This window comes from Novosphingobium sp. (assembly GCF_030699305.1).
Classification (GTDB): domain Bacteria; phylum Pseudomonadota; class Alphaproteobacteria; order Sphingomonadales; family Sphingomonadaceae; genus Novosphingobium.
The window spans coordinates 52,563-71,446 of sequence record NZ_JAUYNB010000017.1 but is presented as its reverse complement, the minus strand read 5'-3'; the positions used below and the strand labels follow the sequence as shown (position 1 = coordinate 71,446).

Sequence of the window (18,884 nt, the reverse complement as noted above, 5' to 3'; positions counted from 1 at the left end):
ATCAGGCCAGCGTCAGGCGGGCCTTGTCGGCCAGTTCCTTGCGGGCCTGGTTGTATTCCGCTTCCAGCCGGTCGACGCGGTCAGCCACGGTTTCCACCGCCTTGACCGCGCCGATGCCCTGGCCCGAACCCCAGATGTCCTTCCACGCCTTGGCTTCGGTGTTGCCGCCAGAGCCGAAGTTCATCTTGCTGGGATCGCTCTGCGGCAGGTTGTCGGGATCAAGCCCTGCGGCGACGATCGACGGGCGCAGGTAGTTGCCGTGAACGCCGGTGAACAGGTTCGAATAGACGATGTCCGAGGCGCTGCCCGAAACGATGGCGTCCTTGTAACCCTGATCGGCGTTGGCTTCGGCCGTGGCGATCCAGGCGGAGCCGATGTAACCGAAGTCCGCCCCCATCGCCTGCGCGGCGAGGACCGAGCGGCCGCAAGCGATTGAACCGGACAGCGCGATCAGCCCGCTGAACCATTCGCGGATTTCCTGCATCAGCGCAAAGGGTGACAGCGTGCCGGCATGGCCGCCAGCCCCGGCGGCGACCGGGATCAGGCCGTCGGCGCCCTTTTCGATGGCCTTGCGGGCAAAGCGGTTGTCGATCACGTCGTGCATCACGATCCCGCCCCACTTGTGGACCGCCGCGTTGATGTCCTCACGCGCGCCAAGCGAAGTGATCGTCAGCGGCACCTGCCACTTGGCGCAGACTTCCATGTCCTCTTCCAGCCGGTTGTTGGATTTGTGGACGATCTGGTTGACCGCGAAGGGCGCGGCGGGCCGATCCGGGTTGTCCCGGTTGTGCGCGGCCAGTTCCTCGGTGATCCGGTGCAGCCATTCGTCCAGCACGCCAGAGGGGCGGGCGTTGAGCGCCGGAAAGCTGCCGATGATCCCGGCCTTGCACTGCGCGATCACCAGATCGGGCGTGGAAATGATGAACAGCGGCGAGGCGATGACGGGCAGGCGCAGGCGATCAAACGGAGCGGGCAGGGCCATGAAGTTCCTCTCAAGGTATGATTTGGGTTTTTCTATGAGACTGATTGCGGCGTGTCGAGCGGACTTTGGTCCCGCCGGTGCCGGTCAGTTCCACGCCTGCGCATAGAGCGCCGCGATCTCATCCGCGTCCGGCACGCGGGGGTTGTTGGCGGGGGAGCCGGAGGCCAGCGCCTGCGCCGCCATCAGCGGCACCAAATCGTCCCACCGGGCCTTGTCGATGCCATAGGCGGCGGGGGTGGGGACGGAGAGGTCCGCGTTGATCCGGTGCAGTGCTTCCACCAGTCGGCCCACGGCGGACTGGTCGCTTTCGGTGTCGTCCGCGATCCCCATCGCGCGGGCGCACGTGGCATAGCGCGGCAGCGCGGCGGGGGCGGACCACTGCGTCACCACCGGCATCAGCATCGCGTTGGACAGCCCGTGGCTGACGTGGAAATGCGCGCCGATGGGCCGGCTCATCCCGTGGACCAGTGCAACCGAGGCGTTGGAAAAGGCAATGCCCCCTTGCAGCGCGCCCAGCATCAGCGCCTCCCGCGCGGCGCGGTTGCCGGGATCGGCACAGGCCAGCGGCAGGTTGGGCCAAATCAGGCGCATGGCCGAGAGGGCGGCGGTGTCCGAGAACGGATTGGCGCGGACAGAGACATAGGCCTCGACCGCGTGGACCAGACTATCGATCCCGGTATCGGCGGTCAGCCGTGCGGGCTTGGTCAGGGTCAGCTCGTAGTCGAGGATCGCCAGCGTGGGGAGATAGGCGAGGCCCATGCAGAGCATCTTCTCGTCCGTCGCGGCATCGGTGATGACGGTGACGCGGGTCGCTTCCGATCCGGTCCCGGCGGTGGTCGGGATCGCGATGATGGGCAGGGCGGGTGCATCTTCCTGATGCGGGGCTTTCAGCGCGGTGATGGGAACATCGCGCGCCGCCTTGACCGCGACGACTTTGGCGGTGTCGATCGAACTGCCACCACCCAGGCCAATCACGCAGTCATGGTCGCCCTCACGCAGGAACTCCGTCGCCGCCTCGACCGAGGTGACGGTGGGATCGGGGACGACGCCGGTGAATGCGCGGCTGGCCATCCCTGCGCCGGCAAGGATCGCCTCCACCCGTTCCAGCACGCCTGATGCCGCCATCCAGCTGTCGGTCACGATCAATGGGCGCGAGAGGCCGAACTGGGCGAGCGCCTGCGGCAATTCGTCCAGCGTTCCGCCGCCGATCCGGATCGCGCGGGGCAGGTGGATGGCGGCCATTGTGTGAGCTCCTTGGTCCGTCTTGCCCCTCTCCTTTAGGGGAGGGGTTGGGGTGGGGGCGGTTTGCCGCAATGTTCTGCGCCCAAGCCCCGCCCCGCTGCGACTAGGCGGCACAGCCGCCAAGTCTCGCTGCCCCTCCCCTGAAGGGGTGGGGTGTTCAATTCAACAAGTCTTCGATGCCATAGAACCGCGCGGCGGTTCCGGCATAGAGCGCGCGCTTTTCGTCGGCCGAGGCGCCCAATGTCAGGCGCTTGAACGCGTTCCACAGCACGGGATAGCTCGCGCCCCACTTGTCGACCGGGTAATTGCTTTCGAACATCGCGCGGGTTGGGCCAAAGGCTTCGATGCAGGTTTCGATGTAGGGCCGCCACATCGCCGCCAGCGTTTCGGACGACAGCCCCGCTTCGGGGCCGTGATCGGGCATGCCCGCGAACGACATGGCCAGGCCGCCCAGCTTGATCGAGACGTTGGGGCAGGCAGCAAGGTCTTGGATGGCGGTGCGCCAACCGTCGAAGCGTTCATGCAGCTTGCCATGATATGGCCCCATGCCCAGCGGGGTGCCGCAGTGGTCGACCACGATCGGCTGGTCGGGGAAGGCGCGGGCGAGGTCGACCACGTCGCCCAGTTGCGGTTCCAGCACCCACGCATCGAACGTCAGGCCGAGTTCGCCGAGGTGCTGGAAGCCCGCCCGGAAGGTGGCATCGCGGTAAAGCCCCTGCGGCGCGTGGAACGGCGGGCCGAGGGTATCGGGATTGGCGTCCCACGCGCCCTGATGGCGGATGCCCTTGAACCGTGCGGTCGTGGCCATCAGCAGCTCCAGCACGGGCCGCGCGCCGTCGCCCAGTCGCAGGTCGGCGTGGCCGATGATCCCCGCGCAGAGCCGCTGGTTGCCATAAAGTCCGCTGGCGCTCTGCGCGGCGACGCCGTTGACGTATTCAACCTCGCCCAGCACTTTCAGCGCATCGCTGGCGCCGCTGCGGTAAAATGCGCCGCATTCCATGAACACCGTACCAATCACGTTGTGACCGCTGGTGGTGTCGGCGTGGAGTTCATTGAAGGTGTAGTAAGGCGAGCGCGCGACGGCGGCGATGAACGGGTGGTGTGGTTCCGGGAACGCCGTCATCATCGGCCGCAAGTCCCACAAGTGGTGGTGCGGATCGATGATCGGCAGGTCGGGTTCCAGGATCGCTTCGGTCATCAGGGGCTTCCTCTCGATTGGCCTCTTCACGGGCCGGATTTGGTTGAGCTTATGGCGCTCAGGCTTCCCACTCAAGCATCGCGGCCAGCGAGCAGGCGATGCGGGTCAGTGTGGTGTCGCTGCTCCACATCGGGTGCGGGCGCGACTGATCGGCCAGTTCGCTTTCGCGGCTGGCCAGAATGCCGCCCAGCGCCGCGCCCATGAACAGCAGCCGCTGGTTGAGCAGGGTGCGCGAGACGCCCGGCTTCAGGCGGCGAATATGCTCGAAACAGCGCAAGTAGCCAGAGTTCCAGCGCCCCTCCAGCGCGTCCATGAACAGCGCGCGGTGCGACAGGCCCAGCACCACGACGAAGCGGTTGTAGCATTCGCCCGACGGCGGCGGCGCGGGGTTGAGCGAGGTGCGGACCAGTCCTTCAACCACTTCCAGCACACTGCGCGGGCCGCCGTGCGCTTCGGCCTCGTCCAACCAGCGGTTGCGTTGGTCGTCGATCAGGCGCGCGCCATCGACGATCAGTTCGCGGACCAGTTCCTCCTTCGATCCGAAGTGATAGCCGACTGTCGCATGGTTCTTCTGGCCCGCTGCCTCGGCAATCTGGCGGACGGTCACGCCGTCGATCCCGCGCTCGGCGAACAGCTTCAACGCCACCGCCTTGAGATGCTCGGCCGCGTCGGAACGGGCGGGGAGGGCGGGTGCTTCCATTGGGGGAAACATAGTTTGACTCCGGGATAGGTCAAATGCATTATCCATCTGGATAAATATAACGAGAGGATAACCGGTGGACCCTGGCGTCGACCTTGCCGCGCTGGAGCGCTGGATGGACGGGCAGGGCCTCGGGTCCGGTCCGCTGGAGCGTGCGCAGCGGCTGGCTGGCGGCACCCAGAACATCCTGCTGCGCTTCACCCGCGCGGGCCGGGGCTATGTCCTGCGCCGTCCGCCGCCGGTGCTGCGGGCCAATTCGAATGAGACGATGCGGCGTGAGGCGCGGGTGCTGGCGGCGCTGGCGGGCAGCGCCGTGCCGCACCCCGGCCTGATCGCGGCCTGTCCGGACGAGGACGTGATCGGCGCGGCGTTTTACCTGATGGAGCCGATTGACGGGTTCAATGCCACGCAGGGGCTACCCCCGCTCCACGCCGGGGACGCCGCCGTGCGCCGCCGGATGGGGCTGGCGATGGTCGAAGCCATCGCGGCGCTGAGCAAGGTCGATTACCGGGCGGTCGGGCTGGCCGATTTCGGCAAGCTGGACGGCTGGCTGGAACGGCAGGTCGGCCGCTGGGCGGCGCAGCTGGCCAGCTATGCCGAACTGCCGGGCTGGACCGGGCCGGAGGCGATTCCGGGCGTGGAGAAAGTCGCCCGCTGGCTCGACGCGCACCGCCCCGATGCGATCCAGCCGGGGATCATCCACGGTGACTTCCATTTTGCCAACGTCCTGTTCCGGCATGACAGCGGCGAACTGGCCGCTGTGGTCGACTGGGAACTGTGCACGCTGGGCGATCCGCTGCTCGTTCTGGGCTGGCTGATCGCGACCTGGCCCGAAGGCGATGCGCCCCACGCAACCGATGTGGCGATCACCCCGTGGGAGGGCTTTGCGACGCCTGACGAACTGACCGCGCACTTCGCCGCGCAAACGGGCCGCGATCTGGCGCACCTCGATTGGTTCGCGGTGCTGGCCTGTTATAAGCTGGGGATCATTCTGGAAGGCACCCACGCCCGGGCCTGCGCCGGCAAGGCCCCGCGCGAGGTGGGCGACCGGCTCCACGCGCACACCATCCACCTGTTCCAACGCGCGCTGCGGCGCATTGCCTGAGGGAAGTTTCATGCACAGTGACACCGATTTTACCGGCCAGCACATTCTGGTCGTCGGCGGATCGAGCGGGATCGGCAATGGCATCGCCCACGCGTTCCGGGAACGCGGCGGCGACGTCCACGTATGGGGCACGCGGGCCGACCCGGCGGAATACGATCCGGCGGACGGGTCGGACCTGACCGGGCTTGGCTATACTTGCGTCGATGTCGCTGATCCCGATGCCATCGCCGCCGCGCCGCTGCCGTTCGATCAGCTGGACGTGCTGGTGCTGTGTCAGGGCACGGTCGTCTACAAACGCGGAGAATTTGAACGGCCCGGCTGGGATCGGGTGATGGCGGTCAATCTTGACAGCCTGATGCACATTGCGCGGAAATTCAAACCACAGCTGCTGGAAGCGGGGGGCAGCGTGATTGTGGTCAGCTCGATTGCGGGTTTCAAGGCCAACATCGGCAATCCGGCCTATGCCGCGTCAAAGGCCGGCGCAATCAGCCTGACCAAGACGCTGGGGCAGGCCTGGGCGCCAGAGGGCATCCGCGTTAATGGCCTCGCGCCGGGGCTGGTCGATACCAAGCTGACCAAGGTCACGACCGAGCATCCGGACCGGCTGGCCGGTGCGCTGGCCAGCATTCCGCAGCGCCGCATGGGCCTGCCCGCCGACATGGCCGGGGCCGCCATCTTCCTCGCCTCTCCGCTCGCCTCTTACGTTACCGGTCACACGCTGATCGTCGACGGCGGGCTTTCGCTTTAAATAAAGGATACCGATCACATGAACTTCGAACACAGCGACAAGGTGAAGGGCCTGCTGGCGCAGATTCAGGCCTTCATGGACGAACATATCTATCCCGCCGAGCAGGCCTATCACGACTTCGTCACCGATCCGGCCAACCAGTGGCAGGAATGGCCGGGGATGGAGCCGCTGAAGGAAAAGGTCCACGCGCTGGGCCTTTGGAACCTGTTCCTGCCGCACGAATACGGCGAGTTTTCGCCCGGCCTGACCAATCTGGAATATGCCCCGCTGGCCGAGCTGATGGGCCGCGTGCCGTGGTCCAGCCAGGTGTTCAACTGCTCCGCGCCCGATACCGGCAACATGGAAGTGCTGGCCAAGTTCGGCAGCCCGGAGCAGCAGGAAAAGTGGCTCAAGCCGCTGCTGGCGGGTGAAATCCGCTCGGCCTATGTGATGACTGAACCGCAGGTGGCTTCGTCCGATGCGACCAATCTGGAACTGTCGATCACGCCGGACGGTGACGAATATGTGCTGAACGGGCGCAAGTGGTGGATTTCCAACGCGATGCACCCGCGCTGCGATATCTGGATCGTGATGGGCAAGACCGATTTCGACGCCCCGCGCCACGCCCAGCATTCGCAGATTCTGGTCGAGCCGAACACGCCCGGCATCACCATCGTGCGTCACCTGACCGTGTTCGGCAGCCACAATTCCCCGGGCGGTGAGGTTGAGCTGCGCTTCGACAATGTCCGCGTGCCCAAGGGCAACCTGATCCTGGGCGAAGGGCGCGGGTTCGAGATTGCGCAAGGCCGCCTCGGGCCGGGCCGCATCCACCACTGCATGCGCTCCATCGGTCAGGCCCAGCGCGCGCTGGAAATCATGGCCCGCCGCGCGGAAAGCCGCGTCGCGTTCGGCAAAAAGCTGTCCGACCAGTCGTCGATCCGGCAGGACGTGGCGAAAAGCTTCTGCGAGGTTGAAATGACCCGTTTGCTGACGCTGAAAGCTGCTGACGCGATGGACCGATATGGCAACAAGGTCGCCAAGGACCTGATTGCCGCGATCAAGGTCGTCGCCCCGCAAATGGCCCAGACGGTCTGCGACCGCGCGATCCAGGTCCACGGCGGGATGGGCGTTTCGGACGATACGCCAATTGCGCGGTTCTTCACGCTCAACCGCTTTGTCCGCATCGCCGACGGCCCGGATGAAGTGCACATGAGCCAGCTCGGCAAGCAGAAGATCAAGGAATATGTCGCGATGAACGAGCGCTAGGGGAGGGACCGGCAATGAAAGCCCTGCGATACTATGGCGCGCGCGATATCCGGCATGAGGCGATGGACGATCCAACGCCCCAGTCGGACCGCGATGCCATCGTTCAGGTCACCGCCTGCTCGATCTGCGGCAGCGATCTGCACATTTACCACGGCCACGGCTTTTCCGAGGACACGGGCTTTTGCGTCGGTCACGAAGCCGTGGGCGAAGTGGTTGAAGTGGGGCGCGGGGTCAGCCGGTTGAAAGTGGGCGACAAGGTGATGATCCCGGCCGCGGTGGGGTGCGGATCATGCCGGTCATGTCTGTCCGGCGTGGTCAACCTGTGCGAATTCGGCATGGGGTCCTGCTATGGCCTGTCGGCCAGGTTGCAGGGATCGCAGGCCGAAGCGGTGCGGGTTCCGGCAGCGGATATCAACGCGGTATCGGTGCCGGACGGCGTCAGCATGGAACAGGCGCTGATGATGACCGATGCGCTGGCCACCGCGTGGTTTGGTGCACGCAATGCCGATGTCCGGCCCGGCAGCAGCGTGGCGGTGATCGGGCTTGGCCCGATTGGGCTGATGGCGGTCGACAGCGCCTTCGTGATGGGCGCGCACGTGGTCTATGCAATCGACCCGATCCCCGAACGCCGCGCGTTGGCCGAAGCGGCCGGGGCGATTGCGCTGCATCCGGACGAGGCGCTGGAACGGATCAAGCAGGATACGCGCGGGCGCAAGCTCGATTGCGTGGTCGAAGTGGTCGGCAGCGACGCGACGGTCGATTTCGCGCTGCGGCTGGTTCGCCCGCGCGGGACGGTGTCGGTCATCGGCGTGCAGCAATCGCGGCGCTTCCCGTTCCCGCTGGAACGTGCTTTCGCGGCGGGGCTGACCTTCCGCACCGGGACTTGTTCGGTGCCGGAAGAACTGCCCGCGCTGTTCCCGCTGGTGCAGTCAGGCCGGTTGAGGCCCGAAAAGTACATCAGCCACCGCATGCCGCTCAGCCAGGGTGCAGAAGCCTATCGCCTGTTCGAAGCGCGCGAGGCCGGAGCGCTGAAAATGGTGCTGATCCCGGATTGAGCAGGCAACTCCCCTCCCGCCTGCGGGAGGGGTTGGGGGAGGGCCTGTTACCCTGATTCACTCCCAACCCATCCGTTCGTGTCGTGCGTAGTCGAGACACCCCAGCGCAACCGTGTCTCGACTACGCTCGACACGAACGGATAGGGGTTTTTGACAGGCCCTCCCCCAGCCCCTCCCGCAGGCGGGAGGGGAGGTAAGGCCGCGCCCGCTTGCGGGCGCAGTTTGTCCTGTTCAGCCCGCCACCGCGTTGGCAGCACTCAGCACCGCGCGGACACTGGCGGTGGCGACGTCTTCATCGATGCCCACGCCCCAGATGGTCTTGCCATCCGCCGTCACGCATTCGACATAGGCCGCCGCGCGGGCGTCCGATCCGGCACCCATCGCGTGTTCGGAATAGTCCCGCACTTCCAGCGCCACGCCAAAGCTGTCGGCGATCGTCGACACGACGGACGAGATGAGCCCGTTACCGCGCCCCGAAACGCTCCGTTCCTTGCCGTCCAGTTCGATCTTGCCGGCGAAGACGCGGGTGCCATCGGACGCGCGCTTTTCGTCGAAATCGACCAGCTGAAAATGCTGCGGGTTGCCCAGGCGATAGACCCGCTGGAACACGTCCCAGATGTCTTCCGCCACCAGTTCGCGGCCCAGCTGGTCGGCCAGTTCCTGCACGTGCTTGGAGAAGTGCGCCTGCATCTTCTTGGGCAGCTTCAGCCCCTGATCCTGCTCGATCACCCAGGCGAAGCCGCCCTTGCCGGACTGCGAATTGACCCGGATCACCGCTTCATAGCTGCGGCCGAGGTCCGCCGGGTCGATCGGCAGGTACGGCACGGCCCACTGCTCATCATTGCGGGTTTCCTGCGCGGCGAAGCCCTTCTTGATCGCATCCTGATGGCTGCCGGAAAAGGCCGTGAACACCAGTTCGCCGCCATAGGGATGACGTTCCGGCACTTTCAGCTGGTTGCAGTATTCGACCGTCTGGATCACGTCGTCGATATTCGAGAAGTCCAGCTGCGGGTTGATCCCCTGCGTGTACATGTTCAGCGCAACCGTGACGAGGCAGCAGTTGCCGGTGCGTTCGCCATTGCCGAACAGGCAGCCTTCGACGCGGTCTGCGCCCGCCATCAGCCCCAGTTCCGCCGCCGCGACGCCGGTGCCCCGGTCGTTGTGGGTGTGCAGCGAAATCACCGCGCGGTCGCGGTTCGGCAGGTTGCGGCAGAAATACTCGATCTGGTCGGCATAGATGTTGGGCGTCGCCGCCTCGACCGTGGCCGGCAGGTTCAGAATGATCGGATGCTCTACCGTGGGTGCCAGCACTTCCATCACCGCTTCACAGCATTCGATGCTGAAATCGACTTCGGCGGTGGAGAAGGTTTCCGGGCTATATTCGAAGTGCCAGTCGGTCTGCGGGAAGCGGGCCGCCTGATCGCGCAGGAACGTCGCGCCTTGCCGGGCGATTTCCTTGATCTGCGGCTTTTCCAGCCCGAACACCACCTGCCGCCACAGCGGCGACACCGCGTTGTAGACATGGACGATGGCCGATTTCGTGCCCGCCAGACTTTCGAACGAAGTCTTGATCAGATCCTCGCGCGACTGGGTCAGCACTTGCACCATCACATCGTCGGGGACGCGGCCGGAATCGACCAGCCCGCGGATGAAATCGAACTCGGTCGCGCCCGCGCTGGGGAAGCCGACTTCGATTTCCTTCAGGCCGATCTTGACCAGCAGGTCGAAGAAGCGCGTCTTCTTTTCCGCGCCCATCGGATCGATCAGCGCCTGATTGCCATCGCGCAGGTCGGTGGACAGCCAGCGCGGCGGCTGGGTGATGACGCGCGACGGCCACTGCCGGTCGGGCAAGTTGATTTGCGGGAAGGGCCGATATTTGGCCGAAGGGTTTTGCAGCATGGTCATAGCGGTGTCTCGGGTACTGGCATTGCGACGGTAAGGCGGTGGATTATCCCTTGGGTGCCGCATCGCGCGTCACCGGGACACGCCAGCTCACGCCCAAGGGCGGATAAGTCGCAGGGTAAGGCCGGTCCGGAGGATCATGCCCTTGCCTATGGTGAATCAGCGCGGGCTTGTAAAGAGGCAGAAGGCCGTGCCACCATGTCTGCGACAACTGGATAAATCCCGATGGGAGAGATGATGAGCGACGCAGATGCCGCGCAGGATGCGCTGTATGAAACGATGGGGCTGGTGCGGATCGTCACCATGGACCCGGCTGGCCGGGCAGTGCTGGAGTATGAGGCGCGGCCCGGCATGTGCCATTCGGGCGGCGTGGTGCAGGGCGGGTTCGTATCCGGCTGGATCGACGCGGCGATGGCCCATGCGGCGATTGCGCTGAACGGGCCGGACGTAACGCCGATGACGCTGGAATTGAAAGTCAGCTTCTTCGCGCCCGCGCGCCCCGGCCGGGTGTTCGCCGAAGGCTGGGTGGAGCGCAACGGGCGCCGCACCTGCTTTTACGAAGGTTGCCTGAAGGACGGCGCCGGAACCGTGCTGGCCAAGGCCACCACTACGATGCTGCTGATGGACAAGGCACGCGTCCAACGCGCCTCTGCCGCCGCGCTGGAGAATGCATGATGACTGACGTTCGCCCGTTCACGCTGGCCGTGCCGCAAAGCCAGCTGGATGACCTGAACGCGCGGATCGACCTGACCCGCTGGCCGGAAAAGGAAACCGTGCCCGACTGGTCGCAAGGCACGCCGCTGGCGGCCTTGCAGGATTTCGTGGCTTACTGGCGCCACCAGTATGACTGGCGGCGGTGCGAGGCGCGGCTGAATGCGCTGGGGCAGTTCATGACCGAGATTGACGGGCTGGACATTCATTTCCTGCACGTCCGCTCGCCCCATCCGCAGGCAATGCCGCTGGTTATCACGCATGGCTGGCCGGGTTCGGTGATCGAGTTCATGGGCGTGATCGAACAGCTGGCTGAACCGGTGAGGTTTGGCGGCAAGGCCGAGGATGCGTTTCATGTCGTCGCGCCGTCGCTGCCGGGGTTTGGCTTTTCCGGCAAGCCGGCCGGTACTGGCTGGGGCGTCGAAAAGATCGGGCGCGCGTGGGGCACGCTGATGGCTCGGCTCGGCTATGACCGCTGGTTCGCGCAAGGCGGGGACTGGGGCAGTGCCGTCACCACCGCGATTGGCGTGCAGCAGGTGGCGGGGTGCGCCGGTATCCACCTCAACATGCCGATCGGTCGGCCGGAGCCGGAGGATCTGGCCAATCCCAGCCCGCCGGAACTGAAGGCGCTGGGGGCGCTCAAGCATTATCAGGACTGGGATTCAGGCTATTCCACTCAGCAGCGCACCCGGCCGCAGTCGGTGGGCTATGGGCTGGTGGATTCGCCGGTCGGGCTGGCGGGCTGGATTTACGAGAAGATGTGGGCGTGGACCGACAATGCGGGCCAGGCGGAAGACGCGCTGACGCGCGATGCGATGCTCGATAACCTGATGCTCTACTGGCTGCCCGCCACCGGTGCGTCATCGGCGCGGCTCTATTGGGAGAGCTTCGGGGCGTTCGCGCCGCAGACAATCGAACTGCCGGTGGCGGTCAGCGCGTTCCCCAAGGAAATCCTGCCGACCCCGCGCAAATGGGCGGAGCGCAACTTCCCGAACCTCGTCCATTGGGGCGACATGGACAAGGGCGGGCATTTCGCGGCGTGGGAACAGCCCGCTGCCTTCGTGGCCGAACTGCGCCGGGCCTTTGCGCTGATGCGCTGAGGCCCGGCGCAAGCCGTTTACTTCACAAACGCCGCGGCGATTTCCAGTTCGACCGCATCGGACACCAGCGGAATGGCATAGTTGATGCCGAAATCGCTGCGCTTGATTGTCGTGCGGGCGGTGAAGCCGACGTTTTCCTTGCCGCCCATCATCGCCGGAGCCTTGCCCGCGCCATAGAACGCGGCGTCCAGCACGACCGGGCGGGTCACGCCGTTCAGCGTCAGGTTACCGGCGATCTTCGCCTTCAGCTTGCCCTGCGGGGTGACCTTGGTCGACACGAACCGGGCCGGGGCGGGGTTCGATCCGAAGAAGTCGGGCTTGCCGCCGACCTCCTTGGCATCGCGCAGCATATGCGCGGTCAGACCGGCGCTGGCGGTGGCGAGCTTCGACAGCGGAATGGTCACGTCTACGCTGGAGGCGGCGGGTTTTTTGGGATCGAGGTTCAGCGTGCCGGTAATGTCACCGAACAGCCCAGTGTAGGGCGAGAAGCCGAAGTGATCGACTTTCCACGCGATCAGGGTGTGGCCTGCATCGGCCTGATAGGTCCCGCCGGTAATCGCGGCGACCGATTTCGATCCGGGCAGGGTGGGCGCGGGCTGCGCCCCGATCGGCAAGGCAGCGGCAGCGAGGGCAGCGGCGGCGAGGCCCAGAATCAGTGGTTTTTTCATAAGTGCTCCGGGGGAAAATTGCGAACAATTCGCAATCTTCCCCCAAAGCGGGCGTCAGGTCAATTCTTGGTCTGGTCGACCAGCTTGTTTGCGCCGATCCACGGCATCATCGCGCGCAGCTGGGCACCGGTCTTTTCGATCGGGTGCGCTTCGGCGGTCTTGCGGGCGGCCTTCAGTTCCGGCTGACCGGCGCGGTTGTCGAGCACGAAGTTCTTCACGAACCGGCCCGACTGGATGTCGGCCAGCACGCGCTTCATTTCGGCCTTGGTTTCGGCAGTGATGATGCGCGGACCGGTGGTGATGTCACCATATTCGGCCGTGTTCGAGATCGAATAGCGCATGTTGGCGATGCCGCCTTCATACAGCAGATCGACGATCAGCTTGGTTTCGTGGAGGCATTCGAAATAGGCCATTTCCGGCGCGTAACCGGCTTCGACCAGCGTTTCGAACCCGGCCTGGATCAGGTGGGTGATCCCGCCGCACAGCACGGCCTGCTCACCGAACAGATCGGTTTCGCATTCTTCCTTGAAGTTGGTTTCGATGATGCCGCTGCGGCCGCCGCCAACGCCCGAGGCATAGGCCAGCGCGACGTCATGGGCATTGCCCGATGCGTCCTGATGGACCGCGATCAGGCACGGCACGCCGCCGCCCTTGAGGTATTCGCCGCGCACGGTGTGGCCCGGACCCTTCGGCGCGATCATGATCACGTCGATATCGGTCGGGGCTTCGATCAGGCCGAAGTGGATGTTCAGGCCGTGCGCGAAGGCGAGGGCCGAACCGGGGCGCATGTTGCCCTTCAGGTCGTTGTCCCAGATCGCAGCCTGATGTTCGTCGGGGGCCAGGATCATCACGATGTCGGCCCACTTGGCGGCATCGGCGTTGGCGAGGACCTTGAAGCCGGCGGCTTCGGCCTTCTTGGCGCTGGCCGAACCGGGACGCAGCGCAATGGCCACGTCCTTAACGCCGCTGTCGCGCAGGTTCTGCGCATGGGCGTGGCCCTGCGAGCCATAGCCAACGATGGCGATCTTCTTGCCAGTGACCAGATTGAGGTCGCAATCGGCGTCGTAGTAAACCTTCATTTCCCGTCCTTACCTTTTAATCGTCATGCTGAACTTGTTTCAGCATCCATTGTGCCTTGATCACCGACCCGTGCCAGCGGCACGATGGACCCTGAAACGAGTTCAGGGTGACGGTGAGGGTGAAAACTCTAGGCCGCTTCCGCGCCCCGCATCATGCCGACCACGCCGGTGCGGCCCACTTCGACCAGTCCCAGTTCGCGCATCAGGCTGACGAAGCGGTCGATCTTGTCGGGCGTGCCGGTCAGCTCGAACACGAAGCTGCTGGTCGTGGTGTCGACCACCTTGGCGCGGAACACGTCCGCCAGCCGCAGCGCCTCGACCCGCGAATCTCCGGTGCCGGCCACTTTGACCAGCGCCATTTCGCGTTCCACGTGCGCGCCCATTTCGGTCAGGTCGACAACCTTGTGGACCGGTACCAGCCGGCCCAGCTGGGCGTGGATCTGGTCGATCACCGCAGGCGGGCCGTGGGTGACGATGGTGATCCGGCTGATCGAATGGTTTTCCGAAATGTCGGCCACGGTCAGGCTGTCGATGTTATAGCCGCGCGCGGTGAACAGCCCGGCGATCTTCGCCAGAATGCCCGCTTCGTTGTCGACGGTAATGGTCAGAACGTGGCGTTCCGACTGTTCGTGCTTGATCTTCATCATACCTGTTCTCCCCCCTCCTCTTCAGAGGAGGGGCTGGGGGGGGTGGCGCCGAAGGCGCGCGGGCGCAGGCACCACCCTGCTGCGACCAGGTTCGGCTTTGCCTCACCAAGTCTCGCTGTCCCTCCTCTGAAGAGGAGGGAGGAAGCTGCAGTCATCTTCATCACACCAATGCCTTCGCTTCATCGTCCATGGTCCCGGCAACGCTGTCGCCGTAAAGGATCATGTCCGTGTGCGATGCACCCGACGGGATCATCGGGAAGCAGTTGGCTTCCTTGGCGACCAGGCAATCGACGATCACCGGGCCGGGATGGTCGATCATCGCCTGAATGCCGGCGTCCAGCTGGCTCTCATCCTCGATGCGGATGCCCTTCCAGCCATAGGCTTCGGCCAGCTTGACAAAATCGGGCAGGCTGTCGGAATAGCTTTCCGAATAGCGGCTTTCATAAGTCAGTTCCTGCCACTGGCGGACCATCCCCATCCATTCGTTGTTGAGGATGAACACCTTCACCGGCAGGCGGTACTGCGTGGCGGTGCCCAGTTCCTGGATGTTCATCTGGATCGAGGCATCGCCCGCGATATCGATCACCAGGCTGTCCGGATTGCCCAGCTGCGCGCCGATGGCGGCGGGCAGGCCATAGCCCATCGTGCCGAGGCCGCCCGAGGTCAGCCACTTGTTCGGGCCAAAGAAGTGGAAGTACTGCGCCGCCCACATCTGGTGCTGGCCGACTTCGGTGGAAATCACCGGGTCGCGGTGCTTGGTCAGCTGGAACAGGCGCTCAACCGCCAGCTGCGGCATGATCGCTTGTGGGTCGCGCGGATAGGCCAGGCTCTTGCGGGTGCGCCAGCCGTCGATCCGGGCTTTCCAGTCCGACAGGTCCTGCGCCTTGCGCGTGCCCCATGCGGCGATCAGCTGGTCCAGCACTTCGCCGCAATCGCCGATGATCGGCAGATCGACCGTGACGGTCTTGTTGATCGAGCTGCGGTCGATATCGATGTGGATCTTGGTCGAATTGGGCGAGAACGCATCCAGCCGCCCGGTCACCCGGTCATCAAAGCGGGCGCCGATGCAGACCATCAGGTCGGTCTGGTTCATCGCCATGTTGGCTTCGAACGTGCCGTGCATTCCCAGCATGCCCAGCCAGTCGGCATGGTCGGCCGGAAACGCGCCGAGGCCCATCAGCGTGGAGGTGACGGGCGCTCCGGTCAGGTCCTGCAACTGGCGCAGCAGCTCTGCCGCGCGCGGGCCGGAATTGATCACGCCGCCGCCGGTATAGAAAATCGGCGCGCGGGCATTGGCCAGCAGTTCGATCGCGCGGGCGATATCCTTGTCGGACCCGCGCGTCTGCGGATTGTAGCGCGAGGGCCGGGGCGCGGGCGCGCTGTCCCACACGGTCGATGCGATCTGCACGTCCTTGGGAATGTCGATCAAGACCGGGCCGGGGCGGCCGGTGGTGGCGATGCGGAAGGCTTCCTCGATGATCCCGGCCAGTTCCGCCGGGTCTTTCACCAGATAGTTGTGCTTGGTGCAGTGGCGGGTGATGCCAATGGTGTCGGCTTCCTGAAACGCGTCCGAGCCGATCAGCCCGGTCGGGACCTGCCCGGTGATGACCACCAGCGGAATCGAATCCATGAACGCATCGGCAATGCCCGTGACGGCATTGGTCGCGCCGGGGCCAGAGGTGACCAGCACGACGCCGGGCTTGCCGGTGGAGCGGGCATAGCCTTCTGCCGCGTGGGCCGCACCGGCCTCATGCCGGACCAGAATGTGGCGAATGCGCGCGTCATTGAACAATGCGTCGTAAATCGGCAGAACTGCCCCGCCGGGATAGCCGAACACGAATTCGACCCCCTGCCGTGCCAGGCTTTCCACCAGAATTCCGGCGCCGCTGCGCTCCTCGGTCACGCTCATTCCCTTCAAAAATCAGGTGCGGTCCCCTGAAAGGATCAACCCGGCACAGTGGGCTGTGCCGGGTCTCCCTCTCCAACTCGCGCGAAAACCGCAAGAGCGGTTGTTGAATTTGCCTCTAGGGAGAGAAAAATAACGCGTCAAGGCTTAAATACGCAACAAAGATACAAAATTAGTGGCAATATCGAAACTATCTCCATCGACGCGCGGCCATTCCGGCGGGGGCTGACGGCGGAACCAGGTGTACTGGCGCTTGGCATAGTTGCGCGTGGCCTGTGCGCCGCGCGTTTCAACCTCGGCCAGCGTGCATTCCCCGCGCAGGAAGGCGGCGATTTCCGGCACGCCGATCGCGCGCATGACGGGCAGGGCGGGGTCCAGATCGCGGGCCAGCAGCGCACGCACTTCGTCAATCGCGCCGCCTGCCAGCATCGCCGCGAACCGCGCATCGCAGCGGGCATAGAGCGCAGCCCGGTCTGGCAGCAGGATCAGCGGGTGCAGGGCGATGGCGTGGCCGATCCCGCCAACCTTGTCAGCCTGCCAATCGGCGAGGGCGCGCCCGGTCGAGCGCACGACTTCCAGCGCGCGGGCAATCCTGACGGCGTCGGCGGGCGCGAGCAGCGCCGCGCGGGCCGGGTCTTCGGCCTGCAAAGCGGTGTAAGCCTCGGGGACGGGCAGCGCGCGCACGGCGGCGCGCACGAGCGTGTCGATCGGGGGAACGGGGGCGATCCCGTCGAGCAAGGTGCGCAAATAGAGCCCGGTCCCGCCCACCAGGATCGGCACGCCGCCTTGGTCATGGACCTCGGCGATGACCGCGCGGGCGCGCACCGCCCAGTCGGCGGCGGAGCAGGCCTGCGCCCCGTCCCATTCCCCGAACAGGCGGTGCGGCACGCCCTGCATTTCCTCAGCCGCTGGGCGGGCGGAAAGCAGCGCCAGATCGGCATAGACTTGCGCGCTGTCGGCATTGATGACGGTGGCCGCGCGGCCTTGCTGCGCCAGCGCGAGGGCCAGCCGCACTGCGCAATCGCTCTTGCCGCTGGCGGTTGGCCCTGCGATGAGCGCGGCCGGCGGAAGGCCAGTTACCGATGTTGTTACCGATTCAGGGAATTCAGACGTGTTCATTGCCCGCTTGATAGCAGAACCCGCGCGGCTTGCCGCAAATTGTGATGCGGCGATCCACGCGCTGGAAGCGCAGGGCATGAAAGTCCACCGGGCTGAGCCGCTGGCCGCGCATGACGATGTGCTGGAAGTTGCGGCTGACCATGGCACCGCCGCCACCTTGCGCGCCGTGCTGGACACGCAGTTTGCGCCGGTGGACCTGCTGGTCGCGAACCACGCGCCGGGCGTGCCGGGGGTGTTTGTATCCGACATGGATTCGACCATGATCTCGGCCGAATGCATTGATGAGCTGGCGGACTTTGCGGGCCTGAAGGACCAGATCGCCGGCATCACCGAACGCGCGATGCAGGGCGAACTCGACTTTGTCGAAGCACTGACCGAGCGGGTGCGGCTGCTGGGCGGGCTGGGCGAGGATGCGATCCAGCAGTGCCTCGATGAGCGCATCTTCGACATGCCGGGCGCGCGCACGCTGGTCGAAACGCTCAAAAGCCACGGCACCCGGACCGTGCTGGTGACGGGCGGCTTTCACCAGTTCGCCGACCCGGTGGCAGAGCGGCTGGGATTTGAACGCGTGGTCGGCAACCGGCTGGCGACGCTGCACGGCAAGCTGACCGGAGGCCTGGTCGGCGATATCGTCGACAGTTCGGTCAAGGAAGCCGTGCTGCGCGCCGAAGTTGCCCGCCGTGATGGTGCGGCCAGTCTGGCCACCGGGGACGGCGCGAACGACATCCCGATGTTGATGGCGGCGAGCTATGGCATCGCCTATCACGCCAAGCCCAAGGCCCGCGCGGCCGCGCATGGCTGGGTGGAGCAGGGCGACCTGACCGCCGTACTGAAATTGCTCGGCATCGCGCGCAGCGATTGGACAGTGCTCTAGGCCTTCGCCGGACGCCGCGCAGCCAGTCGCAGCCCCAGCGCAGCCAGCGCCAGCGCGGTGCCGATCACGCCGACGATCCGCGTTTCAGCGGTCATCAGCCGGCCAGCATACGACAGCGTGAAGATCAGCCAGAGATAGTGGATGCCCACCCGGTGCAACCGCTTCCAGTTTGCGCCGAGCTTGCGCATGGCGCCATCCGTCGATGTGGCGGCCATGGCGTAAAGCACGACATAGCCCAGCCCGCCGGGAATCAGCGTTTCCAGTCCGCGCGTTTCGTCACCCAGCTTCAGGAACATCACCAGTGCGAACAGGTGAACGGTGTGACACGCCGCAAACCCCAGCCCCCAGAACCGCCGGTCACGCAGCACCGCTGCGCGCCATCCACCCGGCCAGAGCCGCGCCAGCGAGGAGGCCAGATAGACCAGCAGGAAAATCGGAAAGCCAACGCGCGCGGTCCAGCGCGCGGCGAGTTCCCAGCCGTCGGTTGGCAGCACCCCGGAACCCAGCCCGATCAGCATCGCGGCCACGCCGATCACAAGGCCGATCAACAGCGGCCACTGGCTTGGTATTGGCATCCCCACCCCAACCTTTATCAAACATAAG

Annotated in this window: 18 protein-coding genes; 7 read left to right on the top strand and 11 right to left on the bottom strand. The window is 65.4% G+C overall.

All coding sequences use genetic code 11. From position 1 onward, the window contains the following. Position 1: 1 nt before the first annotated feature. The 4 genes from Q8Q53_RS08055 to Q8Q53_RS08040 form a co-directional block, all read right to left on the bottom strand. Complete coding sequence (locus Q8Q53_RS08055) at positions 2 to 982, bottom strand: nitronate monooxygenase family protein (protein ID WP_305701252.1); 981 nt, start codon at positions 980 to 982, stop codon at positions 2 to 4. Between the two features lie 84 nt (positions 983 to 1,066). After that, complete coding sequence (locus Q8Q53_RS08050) at positions 1,067 to 2,224, bottom strand: iron-containing alcohol dehydrogenase (protein ID WP_305701251.1); 1,158 nt, start codon at positions 2,222 to 2,224, stop codon at positions 1,067 to 1,069. 157 nt (positions 2,225 to 2,381) lie between these two features. After that, the gene (locus Q8Q53_RS08045; protein WP_305701250.1) at positions 2,382 to 3,422 is read right to left on the bottom strand and encodes an amidohydrolase; all 1,041 of its coding nucleotides are present in this window, start codon (positions 3,420 to 3,422) and stop codon (positions 2,382 to 2,384) included. A gap of 58 nt (positions 3,423 to 3,480) precedes the next feature. Next, positions 3,481 to 4,122, bottom strand: a complete 642-nt coding sequence (locus Q8Q53_RS08040; RefSeq protein ID WP_305701249.1) for a TetR/AcrR family transcriptional regulator — start codon at positions 4,120 to 4,122, stop codon at positions 3,481 to 3,483. Positions 4,123 to 4,198: 76 nt separating this feature from the next. On the opposite strand from Q8Q53_RS08040, the gene Q8Q53_RS08035 reads away from it, so the two are divergent. The 4 genes from Q8Q53_RS08035 to Q8Q53_RS08020 are packed head-to-tail and all read left to right on the top strand — an operon-like array spanning position 4,199 to position 8,275. Then, positions 4,199 to 5,227, top strand: a complete 1,029-nt coding sequence (locus Q8Q53_RS08035) for a phosphotransferase family protein (RefSeq protein ID WP_305701248.1) — start codon at positions 4,199 to 4,201, stop codon at positions 5,225 to 5,227. A 10-nt stretch (positions 5,228 to 5,237) separates the two neighbouring features. Then, positions 5,238 to 5,975, top strand: a complete 738-nt coding sequence (locus Q8Q53_RS08030; protein WP_305701247.1) for an SDR family NAD(P)-dependent oxidoreductase — start codon at positions 5,238 to 5,240, stop codon at positions 5,973 to 5,975. Positions 5,976 to 5,993: 18 nt separating this feature from the next. After that, a complete protein-coding gene (locus tag Q8Q53_RS08025) occupies positions 5,994 to 7,220 on the top strand; it encodes an acyl-CoA dehydrogenase family protein (RefSeq protein WP_305701246.1) in 1,227 nt (408 codons plus the stop codon). Between the two features lie 14 nt (positions 7,221 to 7,234). Further along, positions 7,235 to 8,275 carry an alcohol dehydrogenase family protein gene (locus Q8Q53_RS08020; protein WP_305701245.1) on the top strand — a complete coding sequence of 347 codons (1,041 nt, stop codon included), beginning with the start codon at positions 7,235 to 7,237 and terminating at the stop codon, positions 8,273 to 8,275. Positions 8,276 to 8,506: 231 nt separating this feature from the next. Here the strand turns inward: Q8Q53_RS08020 and leuA are convergent, their stop codons facing one another. Beyond that, positions 8,507 to 10,180: a 2-isopropylmalate synthase gene (gene leuA / locus Q8Q53_RS08015; RefSeq protein WP_305701244.1), complete on the bottom strand. Its 1,674-nt coding sequence runs from the start codon at positions 10,178 to 10,180 to the stop codon at positions 8,507 to 8,509. Positions 10,181 to 10,414: 234 nt separating this feature from the next. Here leuA and Q8Q53_RS08010 point away from each other — a divergent pair, with 234 nt between their 5' ends. Further along, positions 10,415 to 10,852, top strand: a complete 438-nt coding sequence (locus Q8Q53_RS08010) for a PaaI family thioesterase (protein WP_305701243.1) — start codon at positions 10,415 to 10,417, stop codon at positions 10,850 to 10,852. Continuing rightward, on the top strand, positions 10,852 to 11,988 hold the full coding sequence (locus Q8Q53_RS08005; protein WP_305701242.1) for an epoxide hydrolase family protein: 1,137 nt from the start codon (positions 10,852 to 10,854) through the stop codon (positions 11,986 to 11,988). The genes Q8Q53_RS08010 and Q8Q53_RS08005 overlap by 1 nt, the downstream gene beginning before the upstream one ends. A 17-nt stretch (positions 11,989 to 12,005) precedes the next feature. Here the strand turns inward: Q8Q53_RS08005 and Q8Q53_RS08000 are convergent, their stop codons facing one another. From Q8Q53_RS08000 to miaA, 5 genes are all read right to left on the bottom strand, one after another. Continuing rightward, on the bottom strand, positions 12,006 to 12,656 hold the full coding sequence (locus Q8Q53_RS08000) for a YceI family protein (protein WP_305701241.1): 651 nt from the start codon (positions 12,654 to 12,656) through the stop codon (positions 12,006 to 12,008). Between the two features lie 59 nt (positions 12,657 to 12,715). After that, positions 12,716 to 13,735 carry a ketol-acid reductoisomerase gene (ilvC, locus tag Q8Q53_RS07995; protein WP_305701240.1) on the bottom strand — a complete coding sequence of 340 codons (1,020 nt, stop codon included), beginning with the start codon at positions 13,733 to 13,735 and terminating at the stop codon, positions 12,716 to 12,718. A gap of 128 nt (positions 13,736 to 13,863) precedes the next feature. Continuing rightward, complete coding sequence (gene ilvN / locus Q8Q53_RS07990) at positions 13,864 to 14,379, bottom strand: acetolactate synthase small subunit (protein WP_305701348.1); 516 nt, start codon at positions 14,377 to 14,379, stop codon at positions 13,864 to 13,866. Positions 14,380 to 14,542: 163 nt separating this feature from the next. Then, the gene (gene ilvB / locus Q8Q53_RS07985) at positions 14,543 to 16,285 is read right to left on the bottom strand and encodes a biosynthetic-type acetolactate synthase large subunit (protein WP_305701347.1); all 1,743 of its coding nucleotides are present in this window, start codon (positions 16,283 to 16,285) and stop codon (positions 14,543 to 14,545) included. A 150-nt stretch (positions 16,286 to 16,435) separates the two neighbouring features. Beyond that, the gene (miaA, locus tag Q8Q53_RS07980) at positions 16,436 to 17,407 is read right to left on the bottom strand and encodes a tRNA (adenosine(37)-N6)-dimethylallyltransferase MiaA (RefSeq protein WP_305701239.1); all 972 of its coding nucleotides are present in this window, start codon (positions 17,405 to 17,407) and stop codon (positions 16,436 to 16,438) included. Here miaA and serB point away from each other — a divergent pair. Continuing rightward, positions 17,400 to 18,281, top strand: coding sequence for a phosphoserine phosphatase SerB (gene serB / locus Q8Q53_RS07975; RefSeq protein ID WP_305701238.1), 882 nt, complete (start codon positions 17,400 to 17,402; stop codon positions 18,279 to 18,281). The genes miaA and serB overlap by 8 nt on opposite strands. Here the strand turns inward: serB and Q8Q53_RS07970 are convergent. Beyond that, on the bottom strand, positions 18,278 to 18,856 hold the full coding sequence (locus Q8Q53_RS07970) for a hypothetical protein (RefSeq protein ID WP_305701237.1): 579 nt from the start codon (positions 18,854 to 18,856) through the stop codon (positions 18,278 to 18,280). The two genes, serB and Q8Q53_RS07970, sit on opposite strands and share 4 nt — an antisense overlap. Between the last annotated feature and the right edge of the window lie 28 nt (positions 18,857 to 18,884).

What these genes read in the sequence shown, in the direction of transcription:
- miaA (WP_305701239.1), bottom strand. Translation starts at nt 17,407, where the DNA reads ATGAACACGTCTGAATTCCCTGAATCGGTAACAACATCGGTAACTGGC.
- ilvC (WP_305701240.1), bottom strand. Translation starts at nt 13,735, where the DNA reads ATGAAGGTTTACTACGACGCCGATTGCGACCTCAATCTGGTCACTGGC.
- leuA (WP_305701244.1), bottom strand. Translation starts at nt 10,180, where the DNA reads ATGACCATGCTGCAAAACCCTTCGGCCAAATATCGGCCCTTCCCGCAA.
- Q8Q53_RS08045 (WP_305701250.1), bottom strand. Translation starts at nt 3,422, where the DNA reads ATGACCGAAGCGATCCTGGAACCCGACCTGCCGATCATCGATCCGCAC.
- Q8Q53_RS08040 (WP_305701249.1), bottom strand. Translation starts at nt 4,122, where the DNA reads ATGGAAGCACCCGCCCTCCCCGCCCGTTCCGACGCGGCCGAGCATCTC.
- ilvN (WP_305701348.1), bottom strand. Translation starts at nt 14,379, where the DNA reads ATGAAGATCAAGCACGAACAGTCGGAACGCCACGTTCTGACCATTACC.
- Q8Q53_RS07970 (WP_305701237.1), bottom strand. Translation starts at nt 18,856, where the DNA reads ATGCCAATACCAAGCCAGTGGCCGCTGTTGATCGGCCTTGTGATCGGC.
- Q8Q53_RS08055 (WP_305701252.1), bottom strand. Translation starts at nt 982, where the DNA reads ATGGCCCTGCCCGCTCCGTTTGATCGCCTGCGCCTGCCCGTCATCGCC.
- Q8Q53_RS08020 (WP_305701245.1), top strand. Translation starts at nt 7,235, where the DNA reads ATGAAAGCCCTGCGATACTATGGCGCGCGCGATATCCGGCATGAGGCG.
- Q8Q53_RS08005 (WP_305701242.1), top strand. Translation starts at nt 10,852, where the DNA reads ATGACTGACGTTCGCCCGTTCACGCTGGCCGTGCCGCAAAGCCAGCTG.
- Q8Q53_RS08050 (WP_305701251.1), bottom strand. Translation starts at nt 2,224, where the DNA reads ATGGCCGCCATCCACCTGCCCCGCGCGATCCGGATCGGCGGCGGAACG.
- Q8Q53_RS08025 (WP_305701246.1), top strand. Translation starts at nt 5,994, where the DNA reads ATGAACTTCGAACACAGCGACAAGGTGAAGGGCCTGCTGGCGCAGATT.
- Q8Q53_RS08010 (WP_305701243.1), top strand. Translation starts at nt 10,415, where the DNA reads ATGAGCGACGCAGATGCCGCGCAGGATGCGCTGTATGAAACGATGGGG.
- Q8Q53_RS08030 (WP_305701247.1), top strand. Translation starts at nt 5,238, where the DNA reads ATGCACAGTGACACCGATTTTACCGGCCAGCACATTCTGGTCGTCGGC.
- Q8Q53_RS08000 (WP_305701241.1), bottom strand. Translation starts at nt 12,656, where the DNA reads ATGAAAAAACCACTGATTCTGGGCCTCGCCGCCGCTGCCCTCGCTGCC.